Origin of the sequence: Pseudacidobacterium ailaaui (assembly GCF_000688455.1) — a bacterium.
In the GTDB taxonomy this organism is placed as follows: Bacteria; Acidobacteriota; Terriglobia; order Terriglobales; family Acidobacteriaceae; genus Pseudacidobacterium; species Pseudacidobacterium ailaaui.
The window spans coordinates 208234-234322 of the sequence record NZ_JIAL01000001.1 but is presented as its reverse complement, the minus strand read 5'-3'; the positions used below and the strand labels follow the sequence as shown (position 1 = coordinate 234322).

The following is a 26089-nucleotide window of genomic DNA, read 5'->3' as shown; positions in this document are numbered from 1 at the left end:
TCAATGAGAGGACCATGTCTTATCGGAGGAGGTGCAGACGGTTTCCAGCGGGCAATCAGAGCATTTTGGTTTACGAGCAATGCATATCTGGCGCCCGTGATGAATGACTTGATGGGAGAACGAGATCCAGCGGTCTTTGGGGATGATCTTCATCAGATCCTGCTCGACCTTTTTGGGCTCCGTAGCCTGGGTAAGATGCAGGCGTCGCGAGATGCGAAGGACATGGGTGTCAACAACAATGCCTTCTGCCAGGCCGTAAGCAACGCCCAGCACAACGCTGGCGGTCTTGCGGGCCGCTCCGGGAACCGTAAGCAGCTCGGCCATGGTGCGTGGTACCTGTCCAGCAAAGTCGCCGACGATTTTTCGTGCGGCCCCCTGAATGGATTTCGCTTTGTTCCTGTAAAAACCTGTGGAGCGGATGAGTTTTTCGATGGCGGGCAGGGGTGCATTGGCCAGCGCCTTGGGCGTAGGGAATTGACGAAACAACTCCGGGGTGACCATGTTCACGCGTGCATCTGTGCATTGCGCAGAAAGAATCGTCGCTACCAGCAATTCCCAGGCATTCCTGTGGTGGAGGGCACATTCAGCATTGGGGTAAGTAGCATCCAGTCGCCGGAGGATCTCTTTGACGCGCTCTGGCGCCAGATCGCGTTTGGGTTCAAACCTTTCTTGCTTTGGGTGCGATTTTGCCGCAGCTTTCACGGGTACTCGTTCCGGACCTTTGAGGAGAGCTGATTTGGAAGCAGGCATGAGAATGTTTTCTCGCAAAGAGAAGGATACAGCAGCACAAGAAACGTATCTACACACCGATTTAGCTGCCGCGATCCAGGGCATGGTATGCCAGCTGGTCTCTTTGAGAAGGGGCTTGCTAATCGGACGCAAGCCCTCTGCGCGTGTTGACGATTTGTACAGCAAGCGGCGCGATGGCGGCAAGAATCTCCTGCACGCTCTGGTCATCCACGCCAAGTGCGCGCAACGTCTGAGCCAGGTGGGAGGCAACAGCGTCAAAATGCCGCTGTTCGATTGCCAGATGTGCATGGGCCTGCGACATTTGTGCTCCGGTGTACCGGACGGGTCCGCCCAGTGCATGGGAGAGAAACGCGAATTGGTGCCGCTTGAGTCTTTCCACGTTTACATTGGCAAAAAAGGGAGCGAGCTCGGGGTCGGCAAGAATGCGCCGATAAAAGAGATCTACAGCGGCCTCTACAGAGGCGGCCCCTCCAATGCGGTCATAAATCGAGCTTTCAGGCATGATGCATTCCTCGTCTTCTGGATTCAGGATGGCGTGACAGGGATCCGGGACCGGGCGCGTCGTGGCGGGGCCAGTGCAAAAGCAACATCGCAGACGAATGGCGCAACCTGGCGCAGTGCGATGGTTTGCGTTGTGGAAACAGGATCGCATGAGAGTATGCGTTCTCATGGCAAGAGTGCAGCGGCAAGGCCATATTTATCAGGCCAGTAAATGGCTTTTATGGGATGCCAGTCATGTCTTTCAGGGGGCTGCCAGATATACTCAAGGCTGAATGAGCGAAAAAATTTTGGCCGTCCTGGCCTCCCTGATTATTGCTACGATTTCCGCTGCAGGCTATGCAGGCATTGCTTTATTGATGGCCATTGAATCAGCATGTATCCCTCTGCCGTCGGAAATCATCATGCCTTTTTCCGGATATTTGGTACACACTGGGCAGTTGAAGCTGTTCTGGGTGGCGACGGCTGGCGCTTTCGGCTGCAATCTCGGTTCATTGGTAGCCTATTGGATCGGCGCTCTGGGTGGCATCCCGTTTATCGAACGGTACGGCAAGTTTGTACTGCTGAGTCATCGCGATCTGGAACGCGCTGAGCGCTTCTTTCATCGCTTTGGCGGGATTACGGTGTTTATTGGTCGATTGCTGCCTGTGATTCGCACGTTTATTGCGCTGCCGGCGGGCATTGGCAAGATGCCGCAGCTTCGTTTTCACATTTATACATTTTTAGGATCATGGCCATGGTGCTATGCGCTGGCCTGGTTTGGAATGAAATTGGGACAAGCCTGGGAAACAGACCCGCGATTCAAGGCAGCATTCCATCGTTTCCATCTTTCAGTAGAAATTGCGCTGCTTGCCGGCCTGGTCTGGTTTGTGTGGACACACTCAAAAAACCGCATGGGGGCCAGCGCCCGTGGTGAGGATGGAAAGGCCGCTTCGTGAGTCTTCAACATGCCGGGAAAGACGTGGTAGCAGCGGTTTACTATGGAAGTACTTCCATTCGCCTGGCGCAATCTACCATTGAATCCACACGATTTGCCAAATGTTGGTCCAAGGGCTGAGACTTAGAAGCCGGGGGCAGCCCACCATTTTTATCCCATATAGAAGGACGGTCAGAGCAAGGAATGTCTACGCCTAAGACTGCGGAATCGAAGATCCAACCGGCAAAAGGCAAACTGGGAATTATGACAGTCGGCATGGGGTCAGTTGCGACGACCCTAATTGCCGGAGTAGAGGCAGTACGCAAAGGATTTGCAAAACCCATCGGATCATTGACGCAAATGGGCACGATCCGCCTGGGAAAGCGCACGGAAGGCCGCACTCCGCTGATTAAGGACTTTGTGCCACTGGCTGATTTGAATGATATTGTCTTTACGGGCTGGGACATTTTCCCTGAAAACATGTATGAAGCAGCCGAACATGCTGCGGTGCTGGACCGCGACCATCTTAAGAGCATCCGGCCATTTTTAGAAGCCATACAGCCGATGCCCGCGGTCTTTGATCAGCACTATGTGAAGCGCCTCCATGGTACGCACGTAAAGAAGGGCAAGAGCAAGTGCGACCTGGCGCAACAGGTACGCTCCGACATTCAGGCATTTAAGGCCCAGGTGGACCGGGTGGTTGTGATCTGGTGCGGTTCCACGGAAATTTTTCTGGAACCAACCGAGGTCCATGCAAGCATTGAGTCGTTTGAGAAGGGACTGCTCCATGATGACCCCAGCATCGCTCCGTCACAGATCTATGCCTATGCAGCACTGAAGGAAGGCGTGCCGTTTGCCAACGGAGCACCCAACCTTACGGTGGACTTGCCGTGTATGCAGCAACTTTCGAAACAGACAGGAGCGCCCATTTGCGGCAAGGACTTCAAGACGGGGCAGACCTTTATGAAAACGGTCCTCGCCCCGGCGTTTAAGGCCCGTATGCTGGGAGTTTCCGGCTGGTACTCGACCAATATTTTAGGCAATCGTGATGGCGAGGTCCTGGATGATCCGGAATCCTTTAAGACAAAAGAAGAGTCTAAGCTCGGGGTGCTGGACTATATCCTGCAGCCAGAACTTTATCCCGATTTGTACAAAGACATCTATCACAAGGTCCGCATCAACTATTACCCCCCGCGCGGCGATAACAAAGAAGGTTGGGACAATATTGACATCTTTGGATGGCTGGGCTACCCCATGCAGATCAAAGTGGACTTTCTCTGTCGCGACTCAATCCTGGCCGCACCCATTGCACTGGATCTTGTCCTGTTCCTGGACCTGGCGCAGCGCACTCCTGAGTTGAAACACCTGGGCATTCAGGAGTGGCTCAGCTTTTACTTCAAGTCGCCAATGACAGCAGAGGGACTTTATCCGGAGCATGATCTGTTTATTCAATCCATGAAGCTGAAAAATACGCTGCGGCACATCATGGGTGAAGATTTAATCACTCATCTTGGACTGGAATACTATGACTGAAGAGCCTGAAATTTTCAGGCAACAGGCGGCAGGCAAGGACGGCCTGCCGTTTTTCTTTTCCGGGTGTGTACACGGACGAATTTCTGCCCTGCTTTTCCTCATCGATACCCCGCTTTGCGCCTTTACTTCGCCCGATCGTGAGGCCTGACGGAACTAAAATAGAGCCATACTCATGGCTGAATTTACCCACCTGCATCTACATACGGATTACTCGCTTCTGGACGGCGCTTGTGATGTGGAAAAACTCGTCAACCGCGTCGCTGATATTGGCCAGAAGGCAGTCGCGATTACCGACCACGGGAATATCTACGGGGCGGTACATTTTTTTGAAGCGGCCAAGAAGCGCGGTATAAAGCCGATTCTGGGCTGTGAGCTTTACATCTGCAAAAAGGAAGACCATCGAGATGATCCGCAAGGTGATGACTATAACCATCTGCTCGTGCTGGCGGAAAACGAAGAAGGGTACCGCAACCTGGTGCGGATTACTTCCGAGGCTTCGCTCCATGGTTTTTATCGCAAGCCTCGGGTGAGCAAGAAGTATCTGGCAGAACATGCTGAAGGGTTAATTGGCTTTTCAGGCTGCCTGGCGGGCGAGTTGTGCGAGAACCTGATGGCCGGCAAGTACGAGGCAGCGAAGGCGGTTGCCGGGCAATATCAGGACATTTTTGGTAAGGGAAATTTTTTTCTGGAAATCCAGGACCAGGGGCTGGAGCTGGAAAAGAAAATCCATCCTGATCTGTTCCGGCTGGAAAAAGAACTGGGCATCCCTCTGGTGGCGACCAATGACAGCCATTACCTCTGCGATGATGATGCTCATGCGCACGAGATTTTGCTGTGTGTGCAGACGGCCTCTTCCATCCATGATCCTAAGCGGTTCAAGTTTGACTCTGACCAGTTTTATGTAAAGACTGCGGCTGAAATGGAGAAGCTGTTCTCCTATGCTCCGGAGGTAGTGAGCCGCACGATGCAGTTTGCTGAGCGCTGCAGTCTGAAGCTCAGCAAAGTAGACAATCCATTTCCAGAGTTTGCTGTACCGCCGGGGCACACGATTGACAGCTACTTTGAGCACGTCTGTCGCGAAGGATTTAAAAAAAGGCTTGAAACCTCGATCCGGCATCTGCAGGACCGCGGTCTGCTGCGGCATCCGATTTCTGAGTACGAAGCGCGGCTGGAGCGTGAGATTGCCATCATTAAGCAAATGAAGTTTCCCGGTTATTTCCTGATCGTGTGGGACTTCATCCGCTATGCGCGTGAGCACAACATTCCTGTGGGACCAGGTCGAGGGTCTGCGGCAGGATCGCTCGTTGGGTATGTGATGGAGATCACAAATATTGATCCGCTCCAGAATGAGCTGCTCTTTGAGCGTTTTCTGAACCCGGAGCGTATCTCCATGCCGGACATTGATATTGACTTCTGCATGAACCGGCGGGGTGAGGTGATTGAGTACGTTACACGAAAGTATGGCCGCGAGCAGGTGGCGCAGATCATCACCTTCAATACGATGGCGGCAAAGGCTGCCATCAAAGACGTGGGCCGTGCGCTCGATATGCCATATGGTGATGTGGACCGTATCGCGAAGCTGGTGCCGACGACCATTGGGGTAACAATTGAGCAGGCCTTGCGGGATTCGCCTCAATTGCAGGAGGCCTACGATACGAACCAGCAGGTCAGAGAACTGATTGATACAGCGAAGAAGCTCGAAGGACTGGTGCGCGGGGCAGGTGTCCACGCCGCAGGAGTTGTGATTGCACCACGTCCCCTGACAGATCTGGTGCCGGTTTCTCGCAGCAAGAACGACGAAATCGTTACGGCGTATGACATGAAGGCCGTGGAAAAGATGGGCCTTCTCAAGATGGACTTTCTGGGCCTGACCACACTCACGGTCATTGATGATTGCCTGAAGATGATTGAGCGAAACCAAGGGCAGAAGCTCGATATAGAAACGATTCCGCTGGACGACCAGGAGACCTATGAGAAGGTCTTTCATCGCGCGCTGACTTCAGGGGTCTTTCAGTTTGAATCAGGAGGGATGCGTGATGTGCTGCGGCGCTACAAACCCACATCTGTAGAAGACCTGACGGCCTTAAACGCACTCTACCGTCCGGGCCCCATCCAGGGTGGAATGATCGATGATTTTATCGAGCGCAAGTGGGGCCGCAGGAAGGTTGAATATGAGCTGCCTGAGCTGGAGACGATCCTGAAGGAGACGCTGGGCGTCATCGTCTATCAGGAGCAGGTCATGCAAATCGCCAACGTGCTCGCAGGCTATTCGCTGGGAGAAGCGGACCTGCTGCGGCGCGCGATGGGCAAGAAGATTCCCGAGGAGATGGCCAAGCAGCGGGACCGTTTTGTTTCTGGCGCGCTGGAAAAGGGCTTTCCTAAGGACAAAATTACAAAGATCTTTGACCTGATGGAGCAGTTTGCAGGGTACGGCTTTAATAAGTCGCACTCGGCTGCATATGCCCTGCTGGCGTATCAGACGGCATATCTGAAGACACATTATCCGGTGGAGTTTATGGCGGCGCTCTTGACTTCGGAAATCTCCAAGCCGGAGAACGTCGTGAAGTACATCAAGGAATGTCGCGAGATGGAGATTCCTGTTGAACCTCCGGATGTGCTTTTCAGCGATGCTGATTTTACCCCGCATGGTAAGGCAATTCGATTTGGTTTAACCGCGATCAAGAATGTCGGTCGCAATGCAATTGATTCGATTCTGCTGGCGCGCAAGGAACTGGAAACAGAGAACAAGAAGTTTGCTTCTTTCTGGGAGTTCTGCGAAAAGATAGACCTGCGGCTGATGAACAAGCGAGTCCTGGAGTCGCTGATCAAGGCCGGAGCACTCGACTCCTTTGGGCGCCGTTCGCAATTGATGGCCGCAATTGACAAAGCCATTGAGCGGGCACAAAAGACGCAGCGGGATCGGGAGGCAGGACAACACGGACTGTTTGGGATTTTCGATAACCATCCGGCAGTCGCGTCATCGACGGATGCCTTGCCGAACGTTCCAGACTGGGACGAGCACCAGCGGCTTCAGGCAGAAAAAGAAGTACTAGGATTTTTTGTCTCGGGACATCCTCTGGACAAATATTCTGAGAAGCTGCGTAACCTGCCGGGCGTGATTGATACTGCCACCGCTCTTGAGATGAAGCCTGCTCCCGGGAATGGCCGCCGCGGGCAGGCACCGGAGAATGAGACGGCCATTGCCGGGATGATCGTTGGCTTGAAAGTGGCAAAGTCCAAACGTTCTGGCGAGCTTTATGCGCAGGCGGCACTGGAAGACACGACCGGGAAGATTGATCTGATCTGTTTTCCAAAAGACTATGAGCGGCTGAAAGAGGTGCTGAAGATAGAAGTGCCCGTGCTGGTGCGCGGGCAGCTTCGCGCCGAAGAAGACGCCGCGCCGAAGCTCTGTGTGTCCTCCATCCAGGCATTGGAAGATGTGAAGGTGCGGCTTCCGCAGAATGTTCGTATCCGGATTCCTCTGGAGCGCGCAAGCGATGCTACTTTAGCAGAACTGAAACAGGCGATTCTTGCTTCCCCGGGACCGGGAAAGTTAATGCTCAATCTTGAGCAGGCCGGTGAGTTCTGCGTCATGCTGGAACCAATCGGTCTGAGCGTGGGTGCAGATCGCGCTTTTATCGACCGCTGTGAGGAACTGCTGGGACGAGGAATGGTGCAGGCCATCGATTAGCCGCCCGCTGCACAGGAAGCGAGGTGGGCAGGTGCATTTGTGCAGATGCCTGCCAATCCATACAATCAAACAGTAAGATTTGCATTGTCCTATGACTGAGCAGGCAGGCAAAGTAGAACAGATGCAGGCGGCCGAATCGGTGCCTGCGGCGTGGTTGAAAACGGAGCTGGCGCGTCATCCTCAGCGTCCGTATCCAATGGACTATATAAAACACATCTTCACCGATTTCAGCGAGATCCATGGCGACCGGGCATTTGGCGACGATCCGGCGATGTCCTGTGGTATGGCGCGGTTTGACGGTGAAGAAGTCATGGTCATCGGGAACCTGAAAGGACGCACGGTCAAGGAGCGGGTGCAGCGAAAATTTGGCTCCCCAGACCCGGAAGGCTACCGTAAGGCCCTCCGTGCGATGAAACTCGCGGAAAAATTTGGACGTCCAGTCTTTACGTTCATTGATCTGGCAGGGGCATATCCCGGTATTGGCGCTGAGGAGCGCGGGCAGGCTGAGGCCATTGCGCGCAACCTGCGGGAGATGGCCCGCCTGCGTGTTCCCATTCTGGCCACGATCACTGGTGAGGGAGGGTCAGGAGGCGCTTTGGCGCTGGCTGTTGCAGACCGTGTTTTGATGCTGGAAAACGCCATCTATTCAGTCATTTCGCCGGAGGGTTGCGCATCCATCATGTGGCGTGACGCATCGAAGAGGGCACAGGCGGCAGAAGCGCTGAAACTGACGGCAGAGAATGTAAAGGCACTTGGCTGTGTAGATGATGTCGTCCCTGAGCCTGACGGGGGTGCCCATACTGATGCTGAAGCATCTGCACGATTCTTAAAGGAAAAGCTGAAGTGGCATTTTGGTGAAGTGAAGGCCATGCCGGTTGAAACCATGCTTCAACAGCGCTTTACGAAGTTTCGCAACATTGCGCAGTTCTATTCCTCATGACTTCCGCAAAAGGACGCCTCAGCTCCCTTAGCTGGTTTGCGCTTGCAGCCATTTATTATGTTTTCGCGCAGCAGGTGTCGCTCCGCGCAGCGAATGGACTCAGTTCAGGCGACTGGTTTCCTTTAGTAAGCAATCTGCTGCTGCTTTTCCTCCTGTGTATTGGTTACACAGGCATGGGCTACGCAGCGCAGCATCAAAGCGATCCTCTGCGGGAAATGGGCCTGGTCCGCCGGGAGGGATGGCAGCGGGAATTTGCCCTGGGCGCTGCTCTGGGATGGGCAGGAGTTGTTGCCTGTGTTGTTCCGGTGGCCATCTTCGGAAGCCTGGTCATTACTTTCTGGAAGGGAAGTCATCAGTACCTTCTGCTCTTTGTGCATGTGGCCACACTTGCGGTCATGTCGCTAGCGCAGGAAATTGCATTTCGAGGCTATCCTTTTCAAAGGCTTATCGAATCCATCGGACCCGCTCTGGCAACCATGCTCATGCCATTGCTTTATGTGGCCGTCCATCTCACAAATACGGATGCGACCGCAGCAAGCGTAGTGGTTGCAGTATTGTTTGGGTGGGTGCTTTCGCTGGCCTATCTGCGCACCCGGGCCCTGTGGCTCGCCTGGGGACTGCACTTTGCCTGGAATGCCTGTCTGGCCCTTTTGTTCGGCCTGCCCATAGAAGGAACGAGTCAGTTCAGTCCGGTAATCTCTTCCAATACCATAGGTCCGGCATGGCTTACAGGAGGTGACCGGGGACCGGAGGGAAGTGCAATCGCCATCCTTGTAATGTTCCTGCTGATGATCGCGCTCATGAAGGTAACGCGCGATTATGCACACAGATACGCTCAGCCGGTCATTGTTCCCGGGGGCATTCCTGTGGACATTGATGCCATAGCGCGTCGCCAGCATGAGGCTGCCATGGGTGTACATGAAGCGCAGAGCAGGCAACAACTGGTCCAGATCGCACCGACCTCTTCCTCCGGAAACGGGACTGGAGCAAACTTGCAATCAGGGCCAGTCAAGCAGGAAACTTTGGATGGACCGGAGCAGAAGACGGAATTTCCATCCTGATTCGATTTTCCCTGTTCAAAACAGAATTTACGAAGAACCCTCTCCAGCACTTGCAATCCCGGTAAATTCGCGCCATGCTTGTAAACCAGAGCAGAGAGGCCCGACATGCAGGGATTCGCAGCCCGGTATTTGTTGCGAGTTTTGGCAGGTGGAGTTCTGTTTCTTCTTATTGCACCTGGCATTGGACCAGCGCAGGTTTTCACCGTAAGTCCGGAAAAGATTGAAGGCCGTTATCTGGACTTTCATCCCACCCATGTTCTGCTTCCCGAACAGCCCATTACCGAGCGAGGACGACAGGAACTGGTCCGTTTTCTCACGGCAGAGCAAGGGTTTGCGATGCGCCCTTTACCGCGGGCCACGCTGGTGCTCCATGCAAATGGTGCGCTCAGCCCCAGCGGTTCCGACTATGTCAATGTCATTCAGGAGAAAGGCATGTCGGCAAAGCCAGGCGATCGTTGTGTGATTACCGATGTGAAGATCAAGGGGGACAGCATTGTTTTACTGCTGAATGGCGGTCCTGACCCGAAGCACAAATGGCTGCGTCACGTATCGATTGGAATGGACCCTTATGATACGACGCCGGTTGTGCAGGACAGTGGTCCGGAGCCGGTCGGGTCGCGGATAACGCTGGTTTTTGACCATCATGTGCCTGAAATTACCGGTCAACAGGTAGAGGCGCTGCTGGCGCCGGTATTGGGTTTTGGTGTGAAGTCGCCAGTGGAGGCCTATACCGACACGCTTCCTCCTTTCTTGAAGAAGGCGATTCTGGACCATCATGTGCTGGTCGGAATGAGTACGCAAATGGTGCTTTATGCACTCGGGCCGCCGCAGCAAAAAGTCCGCGAACGCGAGGGGCAAACACCGTTTGAGGAGTGGATTTACGGAGAAGCCCCCCAGCCAGTACAGTTTGTGCGGATCAATGGCAACCGCGTGATTCGTGTCGAAGTTGCAGAGGTGGGAAAGCCCCCCGTCATCCGTACAGAAAATGAAATGGGAGATTACTGGAGCACCACTCCTGCTCCCAATGTGCACGAAGTAAAAATGGGAGACCAGGATCCCACCGCGATTGCCCAGCAGTCGGCACCCAAGGCACCGCCGACGCTGCGCAAGCCGGGAGAAACTCTGCCTCAGGACAATGATAAAAACCATCCCACGATGGGACCTGTGCAGTTTCCTCAGGACACGGACCAGAAACCGAAGGTAGAGCCGCTGCCGCCTCCGCCTTCCCAGCAACAGGGGCCTGTGATGCCTCCGCAATGAAGTCGGTCCTACGAAATGCGAGCCGGGACGGCGTACTGTTTGCGGAGCCAGAGAAAGAGCGGAATTCCAGAAGCGATAATAACCGTCCCAATCAGTGAATTGCGCAGATTTTCTGCGTAGGAATAGTAGAGTAAAATCGCAGAAGCTGTGATGAACAGTGCAGGCAACACGGGATATCCCCACACACGATAAGGACGTGGCGCATCAGGATACCGCTTGCGATAAACAAAGATGGTCGTGGCCGTAATCATGTAAAAAAGCCACTCGGAAAAAATGGCGAGTTCAAAGAGCTGTTGGAAGCGTCCTACGGCCAGCAGCAGCAATGTGCTTAACAGCCCCTGAACGATGAGCGACGTAGAGGGACTTTGGAAGCGCGGGTGCACGTGGGCCATCTTCTGAAAAAAGAGCCGGTCACGCGCGGCAGCAAATGGAATCCGGGCCCCGGACATAATGGTGCCGTTCAGGGTCACGAAGATGCTGAGCGCCATGGCGGCTGAGACCAGGACGGCCCCGGGATGACCCGAGACAACGTCCATGGCAGCAACAGCAGGACGAGGAGAAACGGCGATCTGCGCAGCGGGAAGAATATACTGGATCGCGGCGTTGGTGGCCATATACAACGCTCCCACGACGAATAGTCCAAAAATGAGAGCAATCGGCAGACTGCGTTCTGGACGCTGGACTTCTCCTGCAACCATCGTGAGGTCATTCCAGCCATCGTAGGCCCACAGAACAGCAATCATTGCGACCATGAAGCCGCCGAAACCTCCCTGGGCGCCGGTGAACTGGGTGTGGAAATTGGTCAGAGTTCCCGCACGAGACGCAAAACAGAAGCCGACAATGACTACGATCAGAACGCCCTTCAGCCAGGTGAAAAAAAGTTGAAAGTCACCGGCCTTCTTCATGCCGAGATAGTTAAGACCCGTGATAAGCCAGGTAGCAGCGATGGCAAAGATCTGCGACCACTCAAGAAACTGGGAGCTGTGAAATACAGGAGTTTCCAGCCAGCTCAGAGGGCCGAAGATGGCCACCGTCCGCGCCAGTCCGCTGGTTACGCTGGCTATCGATGCAGGTTTGGCAACGGAGAACCAGGTCCACATATACAGAAAAGCGGGCAAGTCCCCATATGCCTTGCGTATATAGACATATTCGCCTCCGGCATAAGGCATCATGGCGCCAAGTTCGGCATAAGTCATGGCCCCGAAGAGGGAAAGCAAGCCGCCGGTGAACCACGCCAGATAGACGAGTCCGGAGGAGCCAACTGCACGTACCATCTCGTGAGGGACCAGAAAGATTCCGCTGCCAATGATGGTGCCAACAACGATGGCGGTTGCATGAGAAGCACTCAGGACGCGAGGCAGATCGCCACTGGGAGATGTTTTTTGGTTTGCTGGCAGCAAAGATGAGCTCCGTTTTTGGCTAGTGTAACGGGTGGAAAGCATTCAGCAGATATATACAGTCGCAAAAAAATGGAATGCGAAGGGAGAAATGAGGGGCCATCGCTACTTTTCTGGCAAGCATAAATTTCTTTTGTGCATCTTCCCAGGCAGTGGGTCCTTTCTGTAAAAAGTGTAGTAGCAGTCCGGTCTTATAGATGTATAGATTTTTTTCTTGACGAACGACCAGCCAGCAGCCGATAGTTGGTTTCCAAGAGAAAATTACGGTCCAGCTCCAGCCTAAGCGGAAATTTTTCGAAAGATGATTGGGGAGGTCAGGCACAAAATGAAACGTTCTTCATTTCGCTGCTATCAGCCATTCTTTGTGGGGGTCTTACTAATGGTCACCACAGCCATCGCTGTGGGACAAACCATTTCAGGCACGATTACAGGTACGGTAAGGGACAGCTCAGGAGCCGTGGTTCCGGATGCGACGATTACTGTTACCAATTCTGCCCAGAACATTGTTGTGTTCAGTGCAAAAACCAATTCTACCGGTGAGTACACGGCCCCATTTGTGCCTGTCGGGACGTACACGGTGAGCGCTGAAGCTCCCGGCTTTAAGAAAGCGGACCATAGCAATTTAAAGCTGAATGTGAACCAAAACCTGACCGTGGATATCGTACTAGAGCCCGGAAGTACGCAGCAGACGGTGAACGTATCAGCATCGGCTTTACAGGTGGATTTGCAGAGTGCTCAGGCGCAGACGGTAATCAGTGGAACGCAAATCCGCGAGCTGCCCTTAACGACAAGAAATTATGAGCAGCTTGTAGCCTTGATGCCGGGAGTTTCTACGGGTCTGGCCTCGGACCAGTTGTATGTTGGAGCGAGCAATCCTGTCGGCACTTCCAATCAGATCAACTTTTCCATCAACGGAAGCCGGCCCACCCAGAACACATGGAACATTGACGGTGCGGACAATGTGGACAGGGGCGCCAATCTCACGCTTCTTGCGTATCCCAGTGTGGATTCGATTGCTGAGTTCTCCGTCCAACGCAGTAACTACAACGCGGAGTTTGGCCGCAGTTCCAGCGGACAAATCAATGTCATCACCAATGCCGGAACAAACCAGTTTCATGGGGACGTGTATGAATTTTTCCGAAACAATGTTCTGAATGCCAACACATACCTTAACAACAGAAAACACATTGCGATTCCACCATTACGCTATAACGACTTTGGAGGGACGATTGGCGGCCCGATCTGGCATGACAAAACATTTTTCTTCTTCTCAGAGGAGGCCAGACGCGTCATCACTTATACGAACTTTCTGGCCAATGTGCCCAGCGTAGCAGAGCTGCGCGGCGATCTCTCCGCATCTTCGACCCCGGTTTGTGTCCAGTGGAGTGCACCCGGAGGAACGTGCGTGCAGCAGGGATTTCAGGTGACCAACATCTCGCCCGCTGCACAGGCGTATATCAAGGACATTTTTAGCAAGCTGCCACAGCCCGATAATCCAAACTGTACAGGCGGATGTACTCTGACCTCCATTGGTCGGAACATCTTTAATTTCCACCAGGAAATCGTTAGGATTGACCAGGTTTTCAGTCCTAACTTCAGGATCTTTGGAAGGTTTGAAAACGATACAATTCCCACGACAGAGCCGGGAGGCCTGTTTATCGGAAGTGCCTTGCCCGGGGTCGCGACTTCTTCGACAAACTCACCGGGACGCATTTTCATCATTCATGCTACCAATACAATTTCGCCCACGTTGATTAATGATGCGGGATACAACTATTCCCACGGCGGGATCCTGAGTTCTCCGGTTGGGCTCACAGCAGGGAAAAATTCTCCAGATATTTTGTCGGCGATCAAACTGCCGTACGCTTCGAGTCTGAATGTTGCGCCAGTACTTGGTTACACGTACTTCAGCAGTATTTCTGATCGTGGTCAATATCGGGACTTTAATGACAACAACAATCTTTTTGATCACTTGGCCAAGATCGTGGGCCGACACTCCATGAAGTTCGGAGTGACCTACAACTGGTATCAGAAGGATGAGAATTCGGCGTCGGGGAACCAGGGGAATTTTGGTTTTCCCACTCAAGCACCGAATGGGACCAACAGCGAATATCAGGAGTGGGCAAATTTCCTGACAGGAAATGCTAGCTCCTTTGGGCAGGCATCGAAGGATTTCCGGGCAGTCATTCGACAGCAGCAGTGGGAAATTTATGCGCAGGACACGTATCAGGTGAAATCAAACCTGACGCTGTCCTATGGACTCCGGTATTCTTTGTTTCGACAGCCCACGGACGCAAACAACCACCTGACAAACTTTGACCCAGCCACATTCAGCTCCGCCGGGGCACCTCCGATTGACCCATACACGGGCAAGCTGGCGGCCACCGGAACTCCCTTGAATGGCATCATTATTGGCGGAAATGGGTCACCCTTTGGGAGCACGATCAACAACCAAAATACGCTGGACGTTGCCCCTCGTTTTGGTCTGGCATGGGACCCGACAGGGAAAGGCATGACTTCAGTCCGCGCGGGTTATGGAATGTTTTTCGATTCTTCTGCGGTGAGCCGTTATGAGATCAATGTTTTTACCAACCCGCCGTTTGTCAACAGCCTTTCTCTGGGACCCACCTCGTTGGACAACCCGGGAGGTACAGCGTTAGTTTCGAGCTATCCTTCTCCTCTGGCGGCGGTTTCCACCAACTGGCACATTCCCTATGCTCAGGAATGGAGTCTGGATGTTCAGCATCAGCTTCCTTCCCAGTGGCTGTTCGATGTTGGTTATTATGGTGCTGTTGGCCGGCATTTGCTAGGAGAAATAGACCTGAACCAGCCTTTGCCGGGAGCTTATGTGACGGCACTGGCGCCCTATGGCGTGACAGGACCTCCCACCCGCGGCAAGACCACGCAGCAGTTGAATTACATCCGTCCTTACAAGGGATACGACGCGATCAATACGCAAATTACGGAGTACATGTCAAACTACAACGGTTTGCAAGTTGCATTGCAAAAGCGGTTCAGTGCCAGTTCGCAGTTAAACCTGAACTATACATGGTCAAAAGCAATGACCAATGCATTCAATGATACTTCTCCAGCGCAGAACACATATAATCTCGCGGCAGAATACGGTCCTGCGCGCTATGACAGAACCCATATTTTTAATGCAAATTTTGTTTATGATTTGCCCTTCTTCCAGAGCCAGAGTGGCTTTGCAGGACACACACTTGGAGGCTGGGGCTTCACAGGCATTGGCTATGTCTATTCCGGCCTACCTTACACAGTTACGGGGGTATTGAATGACCCCGCCGGACAAGGCGTGCTGGATGGCAATAGTGCCGCGAGTGGGCGTCCAGACCTGGTTGGGAATCCGAATAAGGCAAGCGCCAATGGCGTGCGGATTCATAATAACAATGGTATTCAGCCTTGGTTTAATACTTCCGCCTATGCCCAGGTTTGTCCCACAGTAGGAGGTGTGACCACATGTCCGACAGGAGCGCGGCCAGGCAATTCCCATCCGGGCAGCGTACGTGGCCCAGGACTGTGGAGAGGCGATCTCGCACTCCATAAGAACACGAAGATCACTGAGAGTGTGAACCTGCAGTTCCGGGCGGAAGCATCGAATGTTTTCAACCACACCAATCCAGACGGCATCAGTACCTCCTACACATCCAGCCTGTTTGGAAAGGTCACTTCCTACCGGGATCCGCGCATTCTGCAACTGGCATTGAAATTGAACTTTTGATCCGTGTTTTCGCTTGCATCACTTGGCCTCCACCAGCCTGCAGAAATGCAGGCTGGTTTCTTTTTTGCACAAGAGTCGAGATAAGTTCAGTGCACCGATGCGGTCAACCAATTTTCAGGCAGTGACACCACTTTGATTGTTTCCCGGCGAAATGTGTAAGCAACATAAATGCGTCCGTCATGACCCAGAGCAAGCGCAGGATACGAATATTCTTCTCGGCCGGGAACCTTGCTCATATCCGTGACGCCTGAGCGTCCCGGTTCGAGATCGCGGAACGCGCTCCAGGTCAGGCCGTCATCACTGGAGAGTGCCAGAGTCAATGGCTTACGCGCTCCGGTGCGCATTCTGCCGTCTTTCATCTCTGCGGAAGTGTTGTTGAAGGCGAGCAGTATGTGGCCATCGGGAAGTCGAAGTGCTTGGATGGCAGCGTTGTTGTTGGGCAGGCTGGTGGCTACCGGTGGAGTCCAGTGGCAACCGTCCGCCGAAGTGCTACGGTAAATGTGATCGGCTCGTCGGCTACGCAGCAGGGCAACATATCCTTTCCCAGGATCGTAAAAAATGCTGGGCTGTACTCGGGAGTTGGCGTCAGGTATTTCGCAGATCTTCCAGGTCTTGCCTTCATTGCCGGAGACCGCTATGGCAGGATGGTCCGTTTTCGTGTCTCCCCCATTTCCGGCGCTGGTGAAGTACATGGGCAGCAGCCAATCACCGGCTGGCCCAATCAGCGCAGGATTGCGAAGATATGATCCGGGCGTATCAAAGAGGACTTTCGGCCGGCTCCATGTCTTTCCGTTATCTCTGGATTGAAGCACAAGGACGCGAGACAGGCTTTCGCCTTTTCCAGCGGGCTGTGTGGTATGGAAAAGCCAGATGACACCATCGGAGGACTGAAAGCCGACCGGGTTCTGGTAGGATTCACCCTCACTCTGATCTACGACAACAGGCCTGCTCCAGCCCGAGCTTCCCGCAGCCAGCCTGGACATGACAATGGCAACTCCTGAATCGCCTTCCCAGTGACCACTAAACCAGAAACAAAGCAAATCACCATTTCTGAGTGAAAGCAGGTTGGCGGCATGGCTGGAGGCAAAGAGAGGAACAAGATAAGCAGAACGCAATCCATCAGCTTCTTTACGCATACGGCCGTCTAGAGGATGACCTATGTCTCTGAAGTATTGCTGACGAAGGTGCAGGAGGTTGGATGCAGGGTCCTGCGACCAGCCTGGTAGAGGAAATAACAAACTTAGCAGGATGAACCGAAGCCACATACAATCTCAATTCAAAACTGGTGTTCAGCCTTGTCCAACGACATTTGTGCTGCGGACCGGATTGAAGACGCTTGAGACAAAGTGCTGTTCCAAATGGACAAGGCCTACCGAAAACTTTGAAGCAGGACCGCCATTCGTTGTGTGGCCTGCGCGAGCTCTTCAACCAACGCGTGTTCCCTGGATTTGTCCATACGGATGTCCGGGACAGAAATGCTGATGGCGGCCTCGACCTTGCCATTGGCTTCCAGGATGGGAGCGCCGATGCATACACCGCCTTCTGTGGCTTCTCCCCGATCAAAGGCATGGCCCTGTCTGCGGACTTTTTCAAATTCTTCAAAGATGGCACGATGATCGGTGATGGTGCGTTCGGTGCGGGGGAAAATTCCATACGCATCAAGAATGCGATCAATTGTGGCCCGGTCTTGAAATGCGGTGATGGCTTTTCCCAGAGAGCTGGCGTAGGGAGGCAGCACTCGGCCTATGCGGTTAATGACACGAATGTCATGGAAGCTCTCAATGCTGTCAAGTACCAGAATATGATGGCCGAAGAGATACGCCAGGCTCGTGGTTTCATTACAGGAGCGCGCGATCTGCTGCAACAGTGGATGGATCCTCTCACGTACCAGCGATGCGCGTTCGTACAACTTTCCGCGCAGGACACGCTCCGAAATGCGATAAGCGCCGTCAGCATCCTGACGGAGATATCCGCGAGATTCCAGTGTGACAAGCAGCCGGAAGAGGGACGACTCTGGCAGGCCTGTCTGCTGTGAAAGCTCTTTCAGAGAAAAAGCCGTAGTTTCATCAGGAAAGCGTTCAAGGACATCCAGGGCTCGCGTCACGGCTCGGGACTGGTAGCGGTCTGATTCCCGTAAGGTGTTGTTGGCTGTATGTTTTGGACGGCGCCGCGTTACTTTTTTATTTTTCCCTTCCTGAACTGGCATAACGAGAGATCCTCTTGAAATTTGAAAGTCACTTTCAAAAATCTGCTTTTCGGATATTATGGCATTTTTATCGCCCGACTGTCTGAAACATACGAGAACAGAGAAGAAAATTGGTTAACCCCGTAAATTTGCTGCTTGGTTTCGTCTAATCAAGAGAAGGCGATATCATCAAAAGAAGCCCCCGATCTCCATATGAAGCTAAATCTTTTTCGTACGATATTGCTGCTGCCACTGGTTTGCGCCGGAGGACCGGTAATGCTGGCCCAGGCGGTCACGCAGGCGACTGCGAATCCGGCCCAGAGCGCTGAGATCAAAGAGATGCAGAAGCTGGAAGACCAGTGGAGTGAAGCAGTAGTGAAGCGCGACCAGTATGGGCTAGAGCTGCTGCTTTCCCCGCTTTATGTTGGGATTTCATCCAATGGCGAAGTGACAACACGCAACCAGCAGATTGCTGCGCTCTTCCAGCGGAGTGTGGATCCAGTGAGCATGGAGCAGCGGGTTGTCAGTGTAAGAATGCTGGGAGACGTGGCAGTAGTGAATGGAACATACATTCTCCGTCACAAAGAGAATGGGAACCCGATAGAAGAGCGCGGAATCTTTACGCATGTATTCCAGCGTGTCCGATCCAACTGGCTCTGCATCAACGCCCAGCGGACCCAGGTGGCACAGCAAATTCCGGGCAGGCAGAAGGCCGAAAAGAAAAAGAGCGATGCAGAGCTGCCTTTCCATATCCCGTTTTTACACAAAGGTGAGGAATCTGCAACGCCCACGGACCAGAGTCAGCAGCCCCAATAAAAAGGGCCCGTCTGTGCGGGCCTGAATAGTACGAGATTATAGACAGCAGAGGAGAAGAACTCCGCTGGCGCAGGTCCTTTATTTTGCGTCGTCCAGATTCACCAGATGTACCTGAAGGATCGCTTCGACATTTTTTAATGCTTCAAGCACAGAGGGAGTGACGCTTCCGTCAATTTGCACAACAGCAAGAGCGTTGCCCTGGGGAATGCGGTGGCTGCGATCAGAACGCCCCAGGGCGAAGTTGGCAATATTGATCCTGTGGTCCCCCAGAATTGTACCCACGCGGCCAATAACACCTGGAACGTCCCGGTTATGGATGGTCAGTAAGGTGCCCTGCAATGGGGCCTCGATGTCGATGCCATCGAGACTCAGCAAGCGCGCAGAATTTCCATGCAGAACAGTGGCGCTCGCTGTTACGTCGGATGAAGAGGTATGCAGGGTCAGTTTGAGCACGCTCCCGGCGCCGCCTGAAGCGGCTTCTTTCTTTTCCTCATGAATTCGGATGCCTCGCTCCTGAGCAACGGCCGCAGCGTTGATGCGGTTCACGTTTTCAGAGTGGCCAAGTATGCCGGCGATAGCACTGTTGCGGACAAGGTCGGTCTTGGCTTCTGCAATGCGACCACTGTAAGAAAGCTGAATGCCCTCGATGCTCCCTTGAGAAAATTGCGCAAGAAAGGTACCGAGGCGTCCAGCCATATGGATGTAAGGTGCTATCTCAAGATACTCTTCGTGAGAAAGCGAGGGCAGGTTGACGGCATTTTGCACGACGCCGAGTTTCAAATACTCGCGGACCTGAAGGGCAATCTGTACTCCCACGGCCTCCTGGGCCTCTGCCGTGGATCCGGCAATGTGGGGGGTGAGAATGACGTTATCAAGGCCGAAAAAGGGCGAATTTTTGGGGGGCTCCTGATGAAAGACATCCAGACCGGCCCCGGCAACGTAGCCGGTCTTTAGGGCCGCGGCGAGGGCCTCTTCCACAATCAGCTCACCACGAGCGCAGTTGATGATGCGCACTCCCTTTTTCATGCTGGCGATGGTCTTCTCATTGATGATGCCCGCTGTTTGTGGAGTGAGTCCTACGTGCAGTGTAAGATAATCGGACTCCTTAAAAAGTTCGTCCAGAGAAACCAGACGAATGGCATTTTCACGCGCTACAGCGGCAGAGACAAACGGGTCATGCCCAATTAACTCCATACCAAAGCTGCGGGCGCGGCGTGCAACTTCAAGACCAATACGTCCCAGGCCGAGAATACCGAGCTTTTTATTGCGAAGCTCAGAACCTTGCAGAGATTTTTTTTCCCATTTTCCGGCATGCATCGAGGCGTTGGCCTTCGGGACCATACGCGCCAGGCCAATCATCAGGCCCAGGGTCAGCTCGGCAACAGCCACTGCATTCGCGCCAGGAGTATTCATGACGACAATGCCGCGACGCGTTGCGGCTTCAGCATCAATATTATCCACGCCCACTCCGGCGCGTCCGATGACGCGCAATTTGGGAGCTGCCGCCATCAGGGCGTCATCGACCTGAACAGCGGAGCGGACGACCAGGCCGTCGGCATCAGACAGTGCAGCTGGAAGGTCGTAAATCTGGTCATGGGTGAGAATCTGCCAATCTGGTTCAGCCTTGAATACGGCCAGGGTGGCGGGAGAAACTTTTTCGGCTAGAACAATCTTCATTGTGCTCCTGAGGTATGCAGTCATTCTGACGACCAAAAGGACATGCGTTTTTAAGGATGCTGAGCTTTTTGCCTCATCCGTTCAGCGTCAGAATGACGAAGTTTTCAGACTCACTGAAACTACCGGGCGCCCACTGCTTCCAACGCCGGTTCAACTTTCCTGGCGGTGCGTTCGGCGTACACTTTTTGCGCCGCGGCTACAGCTTTTCCAAACTCGAATCCGGGCAGATTCAGAGCGGACGCCGCCACCTGCTCCAGTGCGGCGAGAATTGCAATCGTATCCATGTAGTCAAAAAAGCCGATATGGGCGATGCGGAATATCTGCCCCTTCATCTCACCTTGTCCGTTTGTGACAATGGCAGCGAAGCGCAATTTGAGTTCCTTAACAATTACGCCGGAATCTACACCGGCAGGTGGCAGAATGGCCGTTGCCGCAGCGGAAGGAGCATCAGGAGCAAACAGCTTCAATCCAAGTGCTTCAACGGCGGCGCGCGTCATGGCTGCGCAGGTTTCCGCATTATCCACCAGCGCTTTTCGTCCTGCGGCCAGGTCGCCTCCGCCTTGCGCAGCAATATAATCGAGCGCAGCACCCATGGCGGCAATCAAAGCAACAGCAGGAGTATAGGCCGACTCGCCTTTCTGCGCGTTCTTGCGCTCTTTGCGGAGGTCAAAGTAGTAGCGTGGGTTTTTCGATGTCTCCATCGCGGCCCAGGCGCGGTCACTGACGCTGAGATAGGCCAGGCCCGGAGGAATCATGACGGCCTTCTGGGACCCACCGATGAGGATGTCCACGCCCCAGGCATCAATGTCAAAGTGCGTCGTGCCGAGTCCGGTGATGGCGTCCACAACCAGCAGAGCATCGCTGTTTGCTGACCTCAACAATTCGGCAACCCCTTTCACATCATGACGGGCCCCGGTTGAAGATTCGGTGGCCTGCATGAAGACAGCACGGGTTTCCGGCTTGAGTGAAGAGCGTACGTCCTCAAGTCTGAAGGTCTGCCCGTTCGGGGCTTTTACCACGTCCACCACACAGCCAAAGGCCTTGGTCAGGGCCTCCCATCGTTCGCCGAATTTTCCGGCAGAGAGCACGAGTACGCGGTCTCCGGGCGAGGTGAGGTTGGAGACCGAAGCCTCCATCGCGCCGGTACCGGACGAAGCCAGAAGCAGCACGTCATTTTTTGTACCGACAAAAATCTTCAACTGGTCGAGCACGCGCTGATAGAGAGCACGGAATTCCGGCGTGCGATGGTGAATATCTGCGGCCGCCATGGCGAACTGTGCTGCGGGCAGCAGCGGTGTGGGGCCAGGAGTGAACAGGCGCGTCTTGCGTATCATTGTGGGGAATCCTCAATTTCATTGTAGCCAGAGGCTTTAAAACGCGTTTCTTTCTATAATGAAAGGTTTGGGCCTTCTTTAGGCCTCGTTCCCGAACAGGAGACACATGCCCCTAATCGAACAAATTGAAAAAGACACTGTGACAGCCATGAAGGCGCGCGAGAGTGAGCGCGTCTCCACACTGCGCATGGTCAAAACAGCACTGAAGAACAAAGAGATAGACAAGCGCGCCCCCTTGACCGATGCGGAGGCACAGCAGGTACTGACAACGTTGATTAAACAGCGCCGTGAATCCATTGATCAGTTTCTGAAAGGGAATCGGCCTGAGCTTGCTCAAAAAGAAGAAGAAGAGATCAAGGTCATTGAAGGCTATCTGCCTAAATCCGCCAGTGAAGAAGAGATCAAAAATCTGGTGGAGGAGGCACTCGCGGGACAAAATCTTGGTCCAAAAGACATGGGCACAGCGATGAAAGCCGTCCAGGCAAAAATCCAGGCATCTGGACTTCGCGCTGACGGAAAACAGGTAAGCGAGGTGGTGAAGGCGCGGCTGGCCGGGGCCTGAACCTGGTCAAGCAGTGGCCCGCGCAATCTAAGCCAACATCAGCCTGCGTCCGACCGCAACAATCGGCGACATAGGCGGGCAATCTGGGCCTCTTCCTGGCTGGGTACAATTTTCACTTTGGAGTATCGACCTGATGCTTCAGGCCGAATGCCGAGGAAATCCAGTCCATCGCAGATTCGTTCGCGCACATATTGACTATGCTCACCAATTCCGCCGGTAAAAATGAGCAGGTCGAGACCGCCTAGCTCCGCAGCGTAGGCGCCAATGTATTTGCGCACGGAAGAGATAAAAATATCAATCGCCAGGGCAGCTTTTGAGTCACCCTGTTCTGCCCGCGTCTGAAGTTGTCGCATATCGGTTTCTCCACCAGAGAGGGCTTTTAGTCCGGCTTTATGATTCAGCAGTGTTTCTAAAGCGTCTGCATTTTTCTGTTCTGTCCGCATCAGAAAAAGCAGCACGCCAGGGTCGAGATCGCCGGAGCGTGTTGCCATGGGAATCCCTCCGGTGGGAGTGAGGCCCATGCTGGTGTCTATGGACCGGCCATGACGCAAAGCAACTAAGCTCGCTCCGCTGCCCAAGTGTGCGCATACCACGCGCGAGGGAAGATCTGTACCGATCTGGTGGAGTACGGATTCATAAGACAAACCATGAAATCCAAAGCGATGAATTCCTTTCTTGTACATCTCGTCGGACAAGGCAAATCGAGTGGAGGTTTCTGGCATGGTTCGATGGAAGACCGTGTCAAAACATGCATATTGCGGGACTTCAGGAAGCAGTGTTTCGGTGGCCTGAATCAGTGCAATGGAGGCCGGAATATGCACCGGAGCAAAATGTAGCGCTGATTGCAGCTTATGAATCAGCTCAGCGGTAACGCGTTGGTGCTCACGCAGAAGCGGGCCGCCATGGACGATGCGATGTCCTACTGCCGCGAGCCGTGCGTTTGGGGTAAATCGCCGCAAGGCCTTTACCGCTTCATCCAGAGCAAGGCTTTGCGTAGCAAGTGGCAGGCCCTCATTCATGAGAGTATGGTTTTGGGCATCTTTTAGCCACAATCTACTATCTGTGCCGCCAATCTCTTCAGCTTCACCTTGCAAAAAAGGCGTTTCGTCACCATTCGTTTCAGCAAAGAGGCCGAACTTAAGAGAGGACGATCCGCTGTTGATTGCGAGGACAAAGTCAGTCACAGCGGCCACTTCCAGTTGCTGATTTCCGGTTTATCCATGCCGTAATGGTGCGCATAGTTGATGTTTTCGATGATCTGGTCCTTGAGCCAGTCTTTGACGCGCGCCCCCTTGGCCTGCAATTGCGGCACGCGATCGATCACATCAATGGCGAGGTTGAAGCGGTCCACCTGGTTGAGTATGGCCAGCTCCAGAGGTGTGTTGATATTGCCTTTTTCCTTATAGCCGCGTACGTGCAGATTGCCGTGATTGGTACGACGATACGTCAGCTTATGAATCAACGAAGCATAGGCATGGAAGTTAAAGATGATGGGTTTGTCTTTTGTGAAGAGTGAATCAAAATCGCGGTCGGAAAGTCCGTGCGGATGTTCGGTGTCAGGCTGTAAACGATAAAGGTCAACAACATTGACAAAACGAATCTTCAGTTTTGGAAAGTGTTCGCGCAGGATGGCAGTGGCGGCCAGCGATTCCATCGTTGCTATATCTCCAGCACAGGCCATGACTACATCGGGTTCTTCACCCTCGTCCGTACTGGGCCAGTCCCAAATGCCAATGCCCTTTGTGCAATGCTTGATGGCTGCATCCATGTCGAGATACTGCAAATGCGATTGTTTATCTGCGACGATGACATTGATATAGTTCACGCTCCGGAGGCAATGATCGGCCACACTGAGCAGGCAATTAGCATCTGGCGGAAGATAGATGCGGACAACTTCTGCGCTCTTGTTCGTGACCACATCGAGAAAACCGGGGTCCTGGTGGGTAAAACCATTATGGTCTTGCCGCCAGACAAGCGAGGTAATCAACAGATTGAGAGACGAGATCGGTGCGCGCCACGATGATTCGCGCTTGCTGGCTTCCAGCCATTTTGCGTGCTGATTAAACATTGAATCAATGACATGCACGAACGATTCGTAAGTGGAAAAGAACCCGTGCCGGCCGGTCAGCAGATAACCCTCAAGCCACCCTTCCAGAGTATGTTCACTCAGCATCTCCATTACGCGACCATCGAGCGCTAATTCACTGCCGTCCGCGTCTTCTGGTTTGTAGGATGCCAGCCAGGTCTTCTTACTTGCTTCGTAAACGGCCTGAAGTTTGTTCGATGCCGTTTCATCTGGCCCGAAGATGCGAAAGTTGCTGATGTTCCTGCGAAGCGTATCTCGGAGGAAATGGGACAATACAACAGTCGGGAATGCTTCTGTAGTTCCGGGCACGGATACTGAGACCGCATAGTTGCGGAAATCCGGAAGTTCCAGCGCTTTACGCAACAGGCCACCATTCGCATGCGGATTAGCGCTGATGCGGCGCATGCCTTTTGGAGGCAATTCCCGTAGTTCAGCAATCAGGCGACCTTCTTCGTCAAACAGCTCTTCGGGGCGATAACTGCGCAACCATGTTTCCAGGATGCGCAAATGTTCTGGATTTTCCGCAACGTCCAGCACCGGTACCTGATGCGCCCGCCAAAAATCCTCAACCCTGTGCCCGTCCACTTCCCTGGGGCCGGTCCATCCCTTGGGAGAGCGCAGGATGAGCATCGGCCAACGCGGGCGCTCTGCTTTTCCACTGGATCTGGCTTGCATCTGAATGCCGCGGATCTCAGTGATGCATTGCTCCAAAGTGGCCGCCATTTGCTGGTGCATGGTATAGGGATCGTCCCCGGCGACGACATAGGGAGTGTATCCATAGCCGCGAAAGAGGGCATCGAGTTCTTCTGTTGAAATTCGTGCAAGGATGGTCGGGTTCGCGATCTTATAGCCGTTCAGATGAAGGACGGGTAACACTGCTCCGTCACGTATGGGATTGAGGAATTTATTTGAATGCCAGGATGTGGCCAAAGGGCCGGTCTCGGCTTCACCATCTCCAACGCATACGGCAACAATCAGATCTGGATTGTCAAAGGCAGCGCCGAACCCATGAGACAGGCTGTAACCAAGCTCTCCTCCTTCGTGAATTGAGCCAGGAGTTTCTGGAGTACAGTGGCTGCCGATACCTCCTGGAAACGAGAATTGACGAAAGAACTTTCGCATTCCGGCTTCGTCCTGGCTCTTATCTGGATAGATCTCCGAATATGTGCCTTCCAGGTACGCATTGGCCAGGGTAGCTGGCGCGCCGTGTCCTGGGCCTGAAATATAGATCATGTTCAGGTCAAGTTTCTTAATTAGGCGATTCAGATGTACCCACAGAAAGGTTTGTCCCGGATCAGAACCCCAATGACCCAGCAAGCGCCTTTTGATGTGTTCCGGACGCAAGGGCTCGCGCAGCAGAGGATTGTCATACAGATAAATCATCCCCGCGCATAGATAATTGCAGGCACGCCAGTAGGCATCGATACGAGTTACCTCATCCTGAGATAAAGCTGGTGTCGCAGGGACGGAGGGCAGAACTGTGAAGTCTGTGCTTGTCATGGGAAGATCTCCTGCCGTTTAGCATTTTGGATGCGGTTCGTTTCTACCGCGCAGCCAGCCTCTATAGCTTTTCACAAAAACAGCTTCTTCGCAGGGGGCTGTTGTATTGCCACATGCTTTTCACTTTGTTCTGTTATTGCTTTG

General features: G+C 53.5%; 18 protein-coding genes. 9 read left to right on the top strand and 9 right to left on the bottom strand.

What is annotated here, in order from left to right; all coding sequences use genetic code 11:
* Together nth and N655_RS0100960 are read right to left on the bottom strand one after the other, a co-directional pair.
* Positions 1–750, bottom strand: coding sequence for an endonuclease III (gene nth, locus N655_RS0100965; RefSeq protein WP_026441487.1), 750 nt, complete (start codon positions 748–750; stop codon positions 1–3).
* 118 nt (positions 751–868) lie between these two features.
* Positions 869–1252: a group I truncated hemoglobin gene (locus N655_RS0100960; protein WP_044933758.1), complete on the bottom strand. Its 384-nt coding sequence runs from the start codon at positions 1250–1252 to the stop codon at positions 869–871.
* A 271-nt stretch (positions 1253–1523) separates the two neighbouring features.
* Here N655_RS0100960 and N655_RS0100955 point away from each other — a divergent pair, with 271 nt between their 5' ends.
* From N655_RS0100955 to N655_RS16620, 6 genes are all read left to right on the top strand, one after another.
* Positions 1524–2186: a DedA family protein gene (locus N655_RS0100955; RefSeq protein ID WP_026441485.1), complete on the top strand. Its 663-nt coding sequence runs from the start codon at positions 1524–1526 to the stop codon at positions 2184–2186.
* Positions 2187–2368: 182 nt separating this feature from the next.
* A complete protein-coding gene (locus N655_RS0100950; RefSeq protein WP_026441484.1) occupies positions 2369–3697 on the top strand; it encodes an inositol-3-phosphate synthase in 1329 nt (442 codons plus the stop codon).
* A 172-nt stretch (positions 3698–3869) separates the two neighbouring features.
* Positions 3870–7388, top strand: coding sequence for a DNA polymerase III subunit alpha (gene dnaE, locus N655_RS0100940; RefSeq protein ID WP_026441483.1), 3519 nt, complete (start codon positions 3870–3872; stop codon positions 7386–7388).
* A 91-nt stretch (positions 7389–7479) separates the two neighbouring features.
* On the top strand, positions 7480–8328 hold the full coding sequence (locus N655_RS0100935) for an acetyl-CoA carboxylase carboxyltransferase subunit alpha (RefSeq protein ID WP_026441482.1): 849 nt from the start codon (positions 7480–7482) through the stop codon (positions 8326–8328).
* Complete coding sequence (locus N655_RS16625; protein ID WP_049961172.1) at positions 8325–9389, top strand: CPBP family intramembrane glutamic endopeptidase; 1065 nt, start codon at positions 8325–8327, stop codon at positions 9387–9389. Before N655_RS0100935 ends, N655_RS16625 begins: the two co-directional genes overlap by 4 nt.
* Positions 9390–9494: 105 nt before the next feature.
* Positions 9495–10649, top strand: coding sequence for a DUF2845 domain-containing protein (locus N655_RS16620; RefSeq protein WP_049961171.1), 1155 nt, complete (start codon positions 9495–9497; stop codon positions 10647–10649).
* Between the two features lie 8 nt (positions 10650–10657).
* On the opposite strand, the gene N655_RS0100920 is transcribed toward N655_RS16620, so the two are convergent.
* The gene (locus tag N655_RS0100920; RefSeq protein ID WP_044933756.1) at positions 10658–12049 is read right to left on the bottom strand and encodes an APC family permease; all 1392 of its coding nucleotides are present in this window, start codon (positions 12047–12049) and stop codon (positions 10658–10660) included.
* A gap of 322 nt (positions 12050–12371) precedes the next feature.
* Here N655_RS0100920 and N655_RS0100915 point away from each other — a divergent pair, with 322 nt between their 5' ends.
* Complete coding sequence (locus N655_RS0100915; protein ID WP_026441480.1) at positions 12372–15785, top strand: TonB-dependent receptor domain-containing protein; 3414 nt, start codon at positions 12372–12374, stop codon at positions 15783–15785.
* 86 nt (positions 15786–15871) lie between these two features.
* Here the strand turns inward: N655_RS0100915 and N655_RS16615 are convergent, their stop codons facing one another.
* Both N655_RS16615 and N655_RS0100905 read right to left on the bottom strand, forming a co-directional pair.
* Positions 15872–16921: a sialidase family protein gene (locus N655_RS16615; RefSeq protein ID WP_044933755.1), complete on the bottom strand. Its 1050-nt coding sequence runs from the start codon at positions 16919–16921 to the stop codon at positions 15872–15874.
* 233 nt (positions 16922–17154) lie between these two features.
* Entirely contained in the window at positions 17155–17991 is an 837-nt protein-coding gene (locus N655_RS0100905; protein ID WP_026441479.1) for an IclR family transcriptional regulator, read from the bottom strand.
* A gap of 192 nt (positions 17992–18183) precedes the next feature.
* Here N655_RS0100905 and N655_RS0100900 point away from each other — a divergent pair, with 192 nt between their 5' ends.
* Complete coding sequence (locus N655_RS0100900) at positions 18184–18786, top strand: nuclear transport factor 2 family protein (RefSeq protein WP_026441478.1); 603 nt, start codon at positions 18184–18186, stop codon at positions 18784–18786.
* Positions 18787–18864: 78 nt separating this feature from the next.
* Here N655_RS0100900 and serA read toward each other — a convergent pair whose 3' ends face one another.
* The gene (gene serA / locus N655_RS0100895) at positions 18865–20463 is read right to left on the bottom strand and encodes a phosphoglycerate dehydrogenase (protein ID WP_044933752.1); all 1599 of its coding nucleotides are present in this window, start codon (positions 20461–20463) and stop codon (positions 18865–18867) included.
* Positions 20464–20582: 119 nt separating this feature from the next.
* Positions 20583–21797 carry a pyridoxal-phosphate-dependent aminotransferase family protein gene (locus tag N655_RS0100890; RefSeq protein ID WP_026441476.1) on the bottom strand — a complete coding sequence of 405 codons (1215 nt, stop codon included), beginning with the start codon at positions 21795–21797 and terminating at the stop codon, positions 20583–20585.
* A gap of 106 nt (positions 21798–21903) precedes the next feature.
* On the opposite strand from N655_RS0100890, the gene N655_RS0100885 reads away from it, so the two are divergent.
* Entirely contained in the window at positions 21904–22359 is a 456-nt protein-coding gene (locus N655_RS0100885; RefSeq protein ID WP_026441475.1) for a GatB/YqeY domain-containing protein, read from the top strand.
* Positions 22360–22397: 38 nt separating this feature from the next.
* Here N655_RS0100885 and N655_RS0100880 read toward each other — a convergent pair whose 3' ends face one another.
* Both N655_RS0100880 and N655_RS0100875 read right to left on the bottom strand, forming a co-directional pair.
* On the bottom strand, positions 22398–23543 hold the full coding sequence (locus tag N655_RS0100880) for an acetate/propionate family kinase (RefSeq protein WP_202900301.1): 1146 nt from the start codon (positions 23541–23543) through the stop codon (positions 22398–22400).
* A complete protein-coding gene (locus tag N655_RS0100875) occupies positions 23540–25945 on the bottom strand; it encodes a phosphoketolase family protein (RefSeq protein ID WP_026441473.1) in 2406 nt (801 codons plus the stop codon). The genes N655_RS0100880 and N655_RS0100875 overlap by 4 nt, the downstream gene beginning before the upstream one ends.
* Positions 25946–26089: the final 144 nt, after the last annotated feature.

Excerpts from the sequence above, each read along its gene's own strand:
- N655_RS16620 (WP_049961171.1), top strand. The coding sequence starts at position 9,495 with ATGCAGGGATTCGCAGCCCGGTATTTGTTGCGAGTTTTGGCAGGTGGA.
- N655_RS0100900 (WP_026441478.1), top strand. The coding sequence starts at position 18,184 with ATGAAGCTAAATCTTTTTCGTACGATATTGCTGCTGCCACTGGTTTGC.
- N655_RS0100950 (WP_026441484.1), top strand. The coding sequence starts at position 2,369 with ATGTCTACGCCTAAGACTGCGGAATCGAAGATCCAACCGGCAAAAGGC.
- N655_RS0100960 (WP_044933758.1), bottom strand. The coding sequence starts at position 1,252 with ATGCCTGAAAGCTCGATTTATGACCGCATTGGAGGGGCCGCCTCTGTA.
- N655_RS16615 (WP_044933755.1), bottom strand. The coding sequence starts at position 16,921 with ATGCGTAAAGAAGCTGATGGATTGCGTTCTGCTTATCTTGTTCCTCTC.
- nth (WP_026441487.1), bottom strand. The coding sequence starts at position 750 with ATGCCTGCTTCCAAATCAGCTCTCCTCAAAGGTCCGGAACGAGTACCC.
- N655_RS0100875 (WP_026441473.1), bottom strand. The coding sequence starts at position 25,945 with ATGACAAGCACAGACTTCACAGTTCTGCCCTCCGTCCCTGCGACACCA.
- N655_RS0100885 (WP_026441475.1), top strand. The coding sequence starts at position 21,904 with ATGCCCCTAATCGAACAAATTGAAAAAGACACTGTGACAGCCATGAAG.
- N655_RS0100955 (WP_026441485.1), top strand. The coding sequence starts at position 1,524 with ATGAGCGAAAAAATTTTGGCCGTCCTGGCCTCCCTGATTATTGCTACG.
- N655_RS0100935 (WP_026441482.1), top strand. The coding sequence starts at position 7,480 with ATGACTGAGCAGGCAGGCAAAGTAGAACAGATGCAGGCGGCCGAATCG.
- N655_RS0100915 (WP_026441480.1), top strand. The coding sequence starts at position 12,372 with ATGAAACGTTCTTCATTTCGCTGCTATCAGCCATTCTTTGTGGGGGTC.
- N655_RS0100905 (WP_026441479.1), bottom strand. The coding sequence starts at position 17,991 with ATGCCAGTTCAGGAAGGGAAAAATAAAAAAGTAACGCGGCGCCGTCCA.
- N655_RS0100890 (WP_026441476.1), bottom strand. The coding sequence starts at position 21,797 with ATGATACGCAAGACGCGCCTGTTCACTCCTGGCCCCACACCGCTGCTG.
- dnaE (WP_026441483.1), top strand. The coding sequence starts at position 3,870 with ATGGCTGAATTTACCCACCTGCATCTACATACGGATTACTCGCTTCTG.
- serA (WP_044933752.1), bottom strand. The coding sequence starts at position 20,463 with ATGAAGATTGTTCTAGCCGAAAAAGTTTCTCCCGCCACCCTGGCCGTA.
- N655_RS16625 (WP_049961172.1), top strand. The coding sequence starts at position 8,325 with ATGACTTCCGCAAAAGGACGCCTCAGCTCCCTTAGCTGGTTTGCGCTT.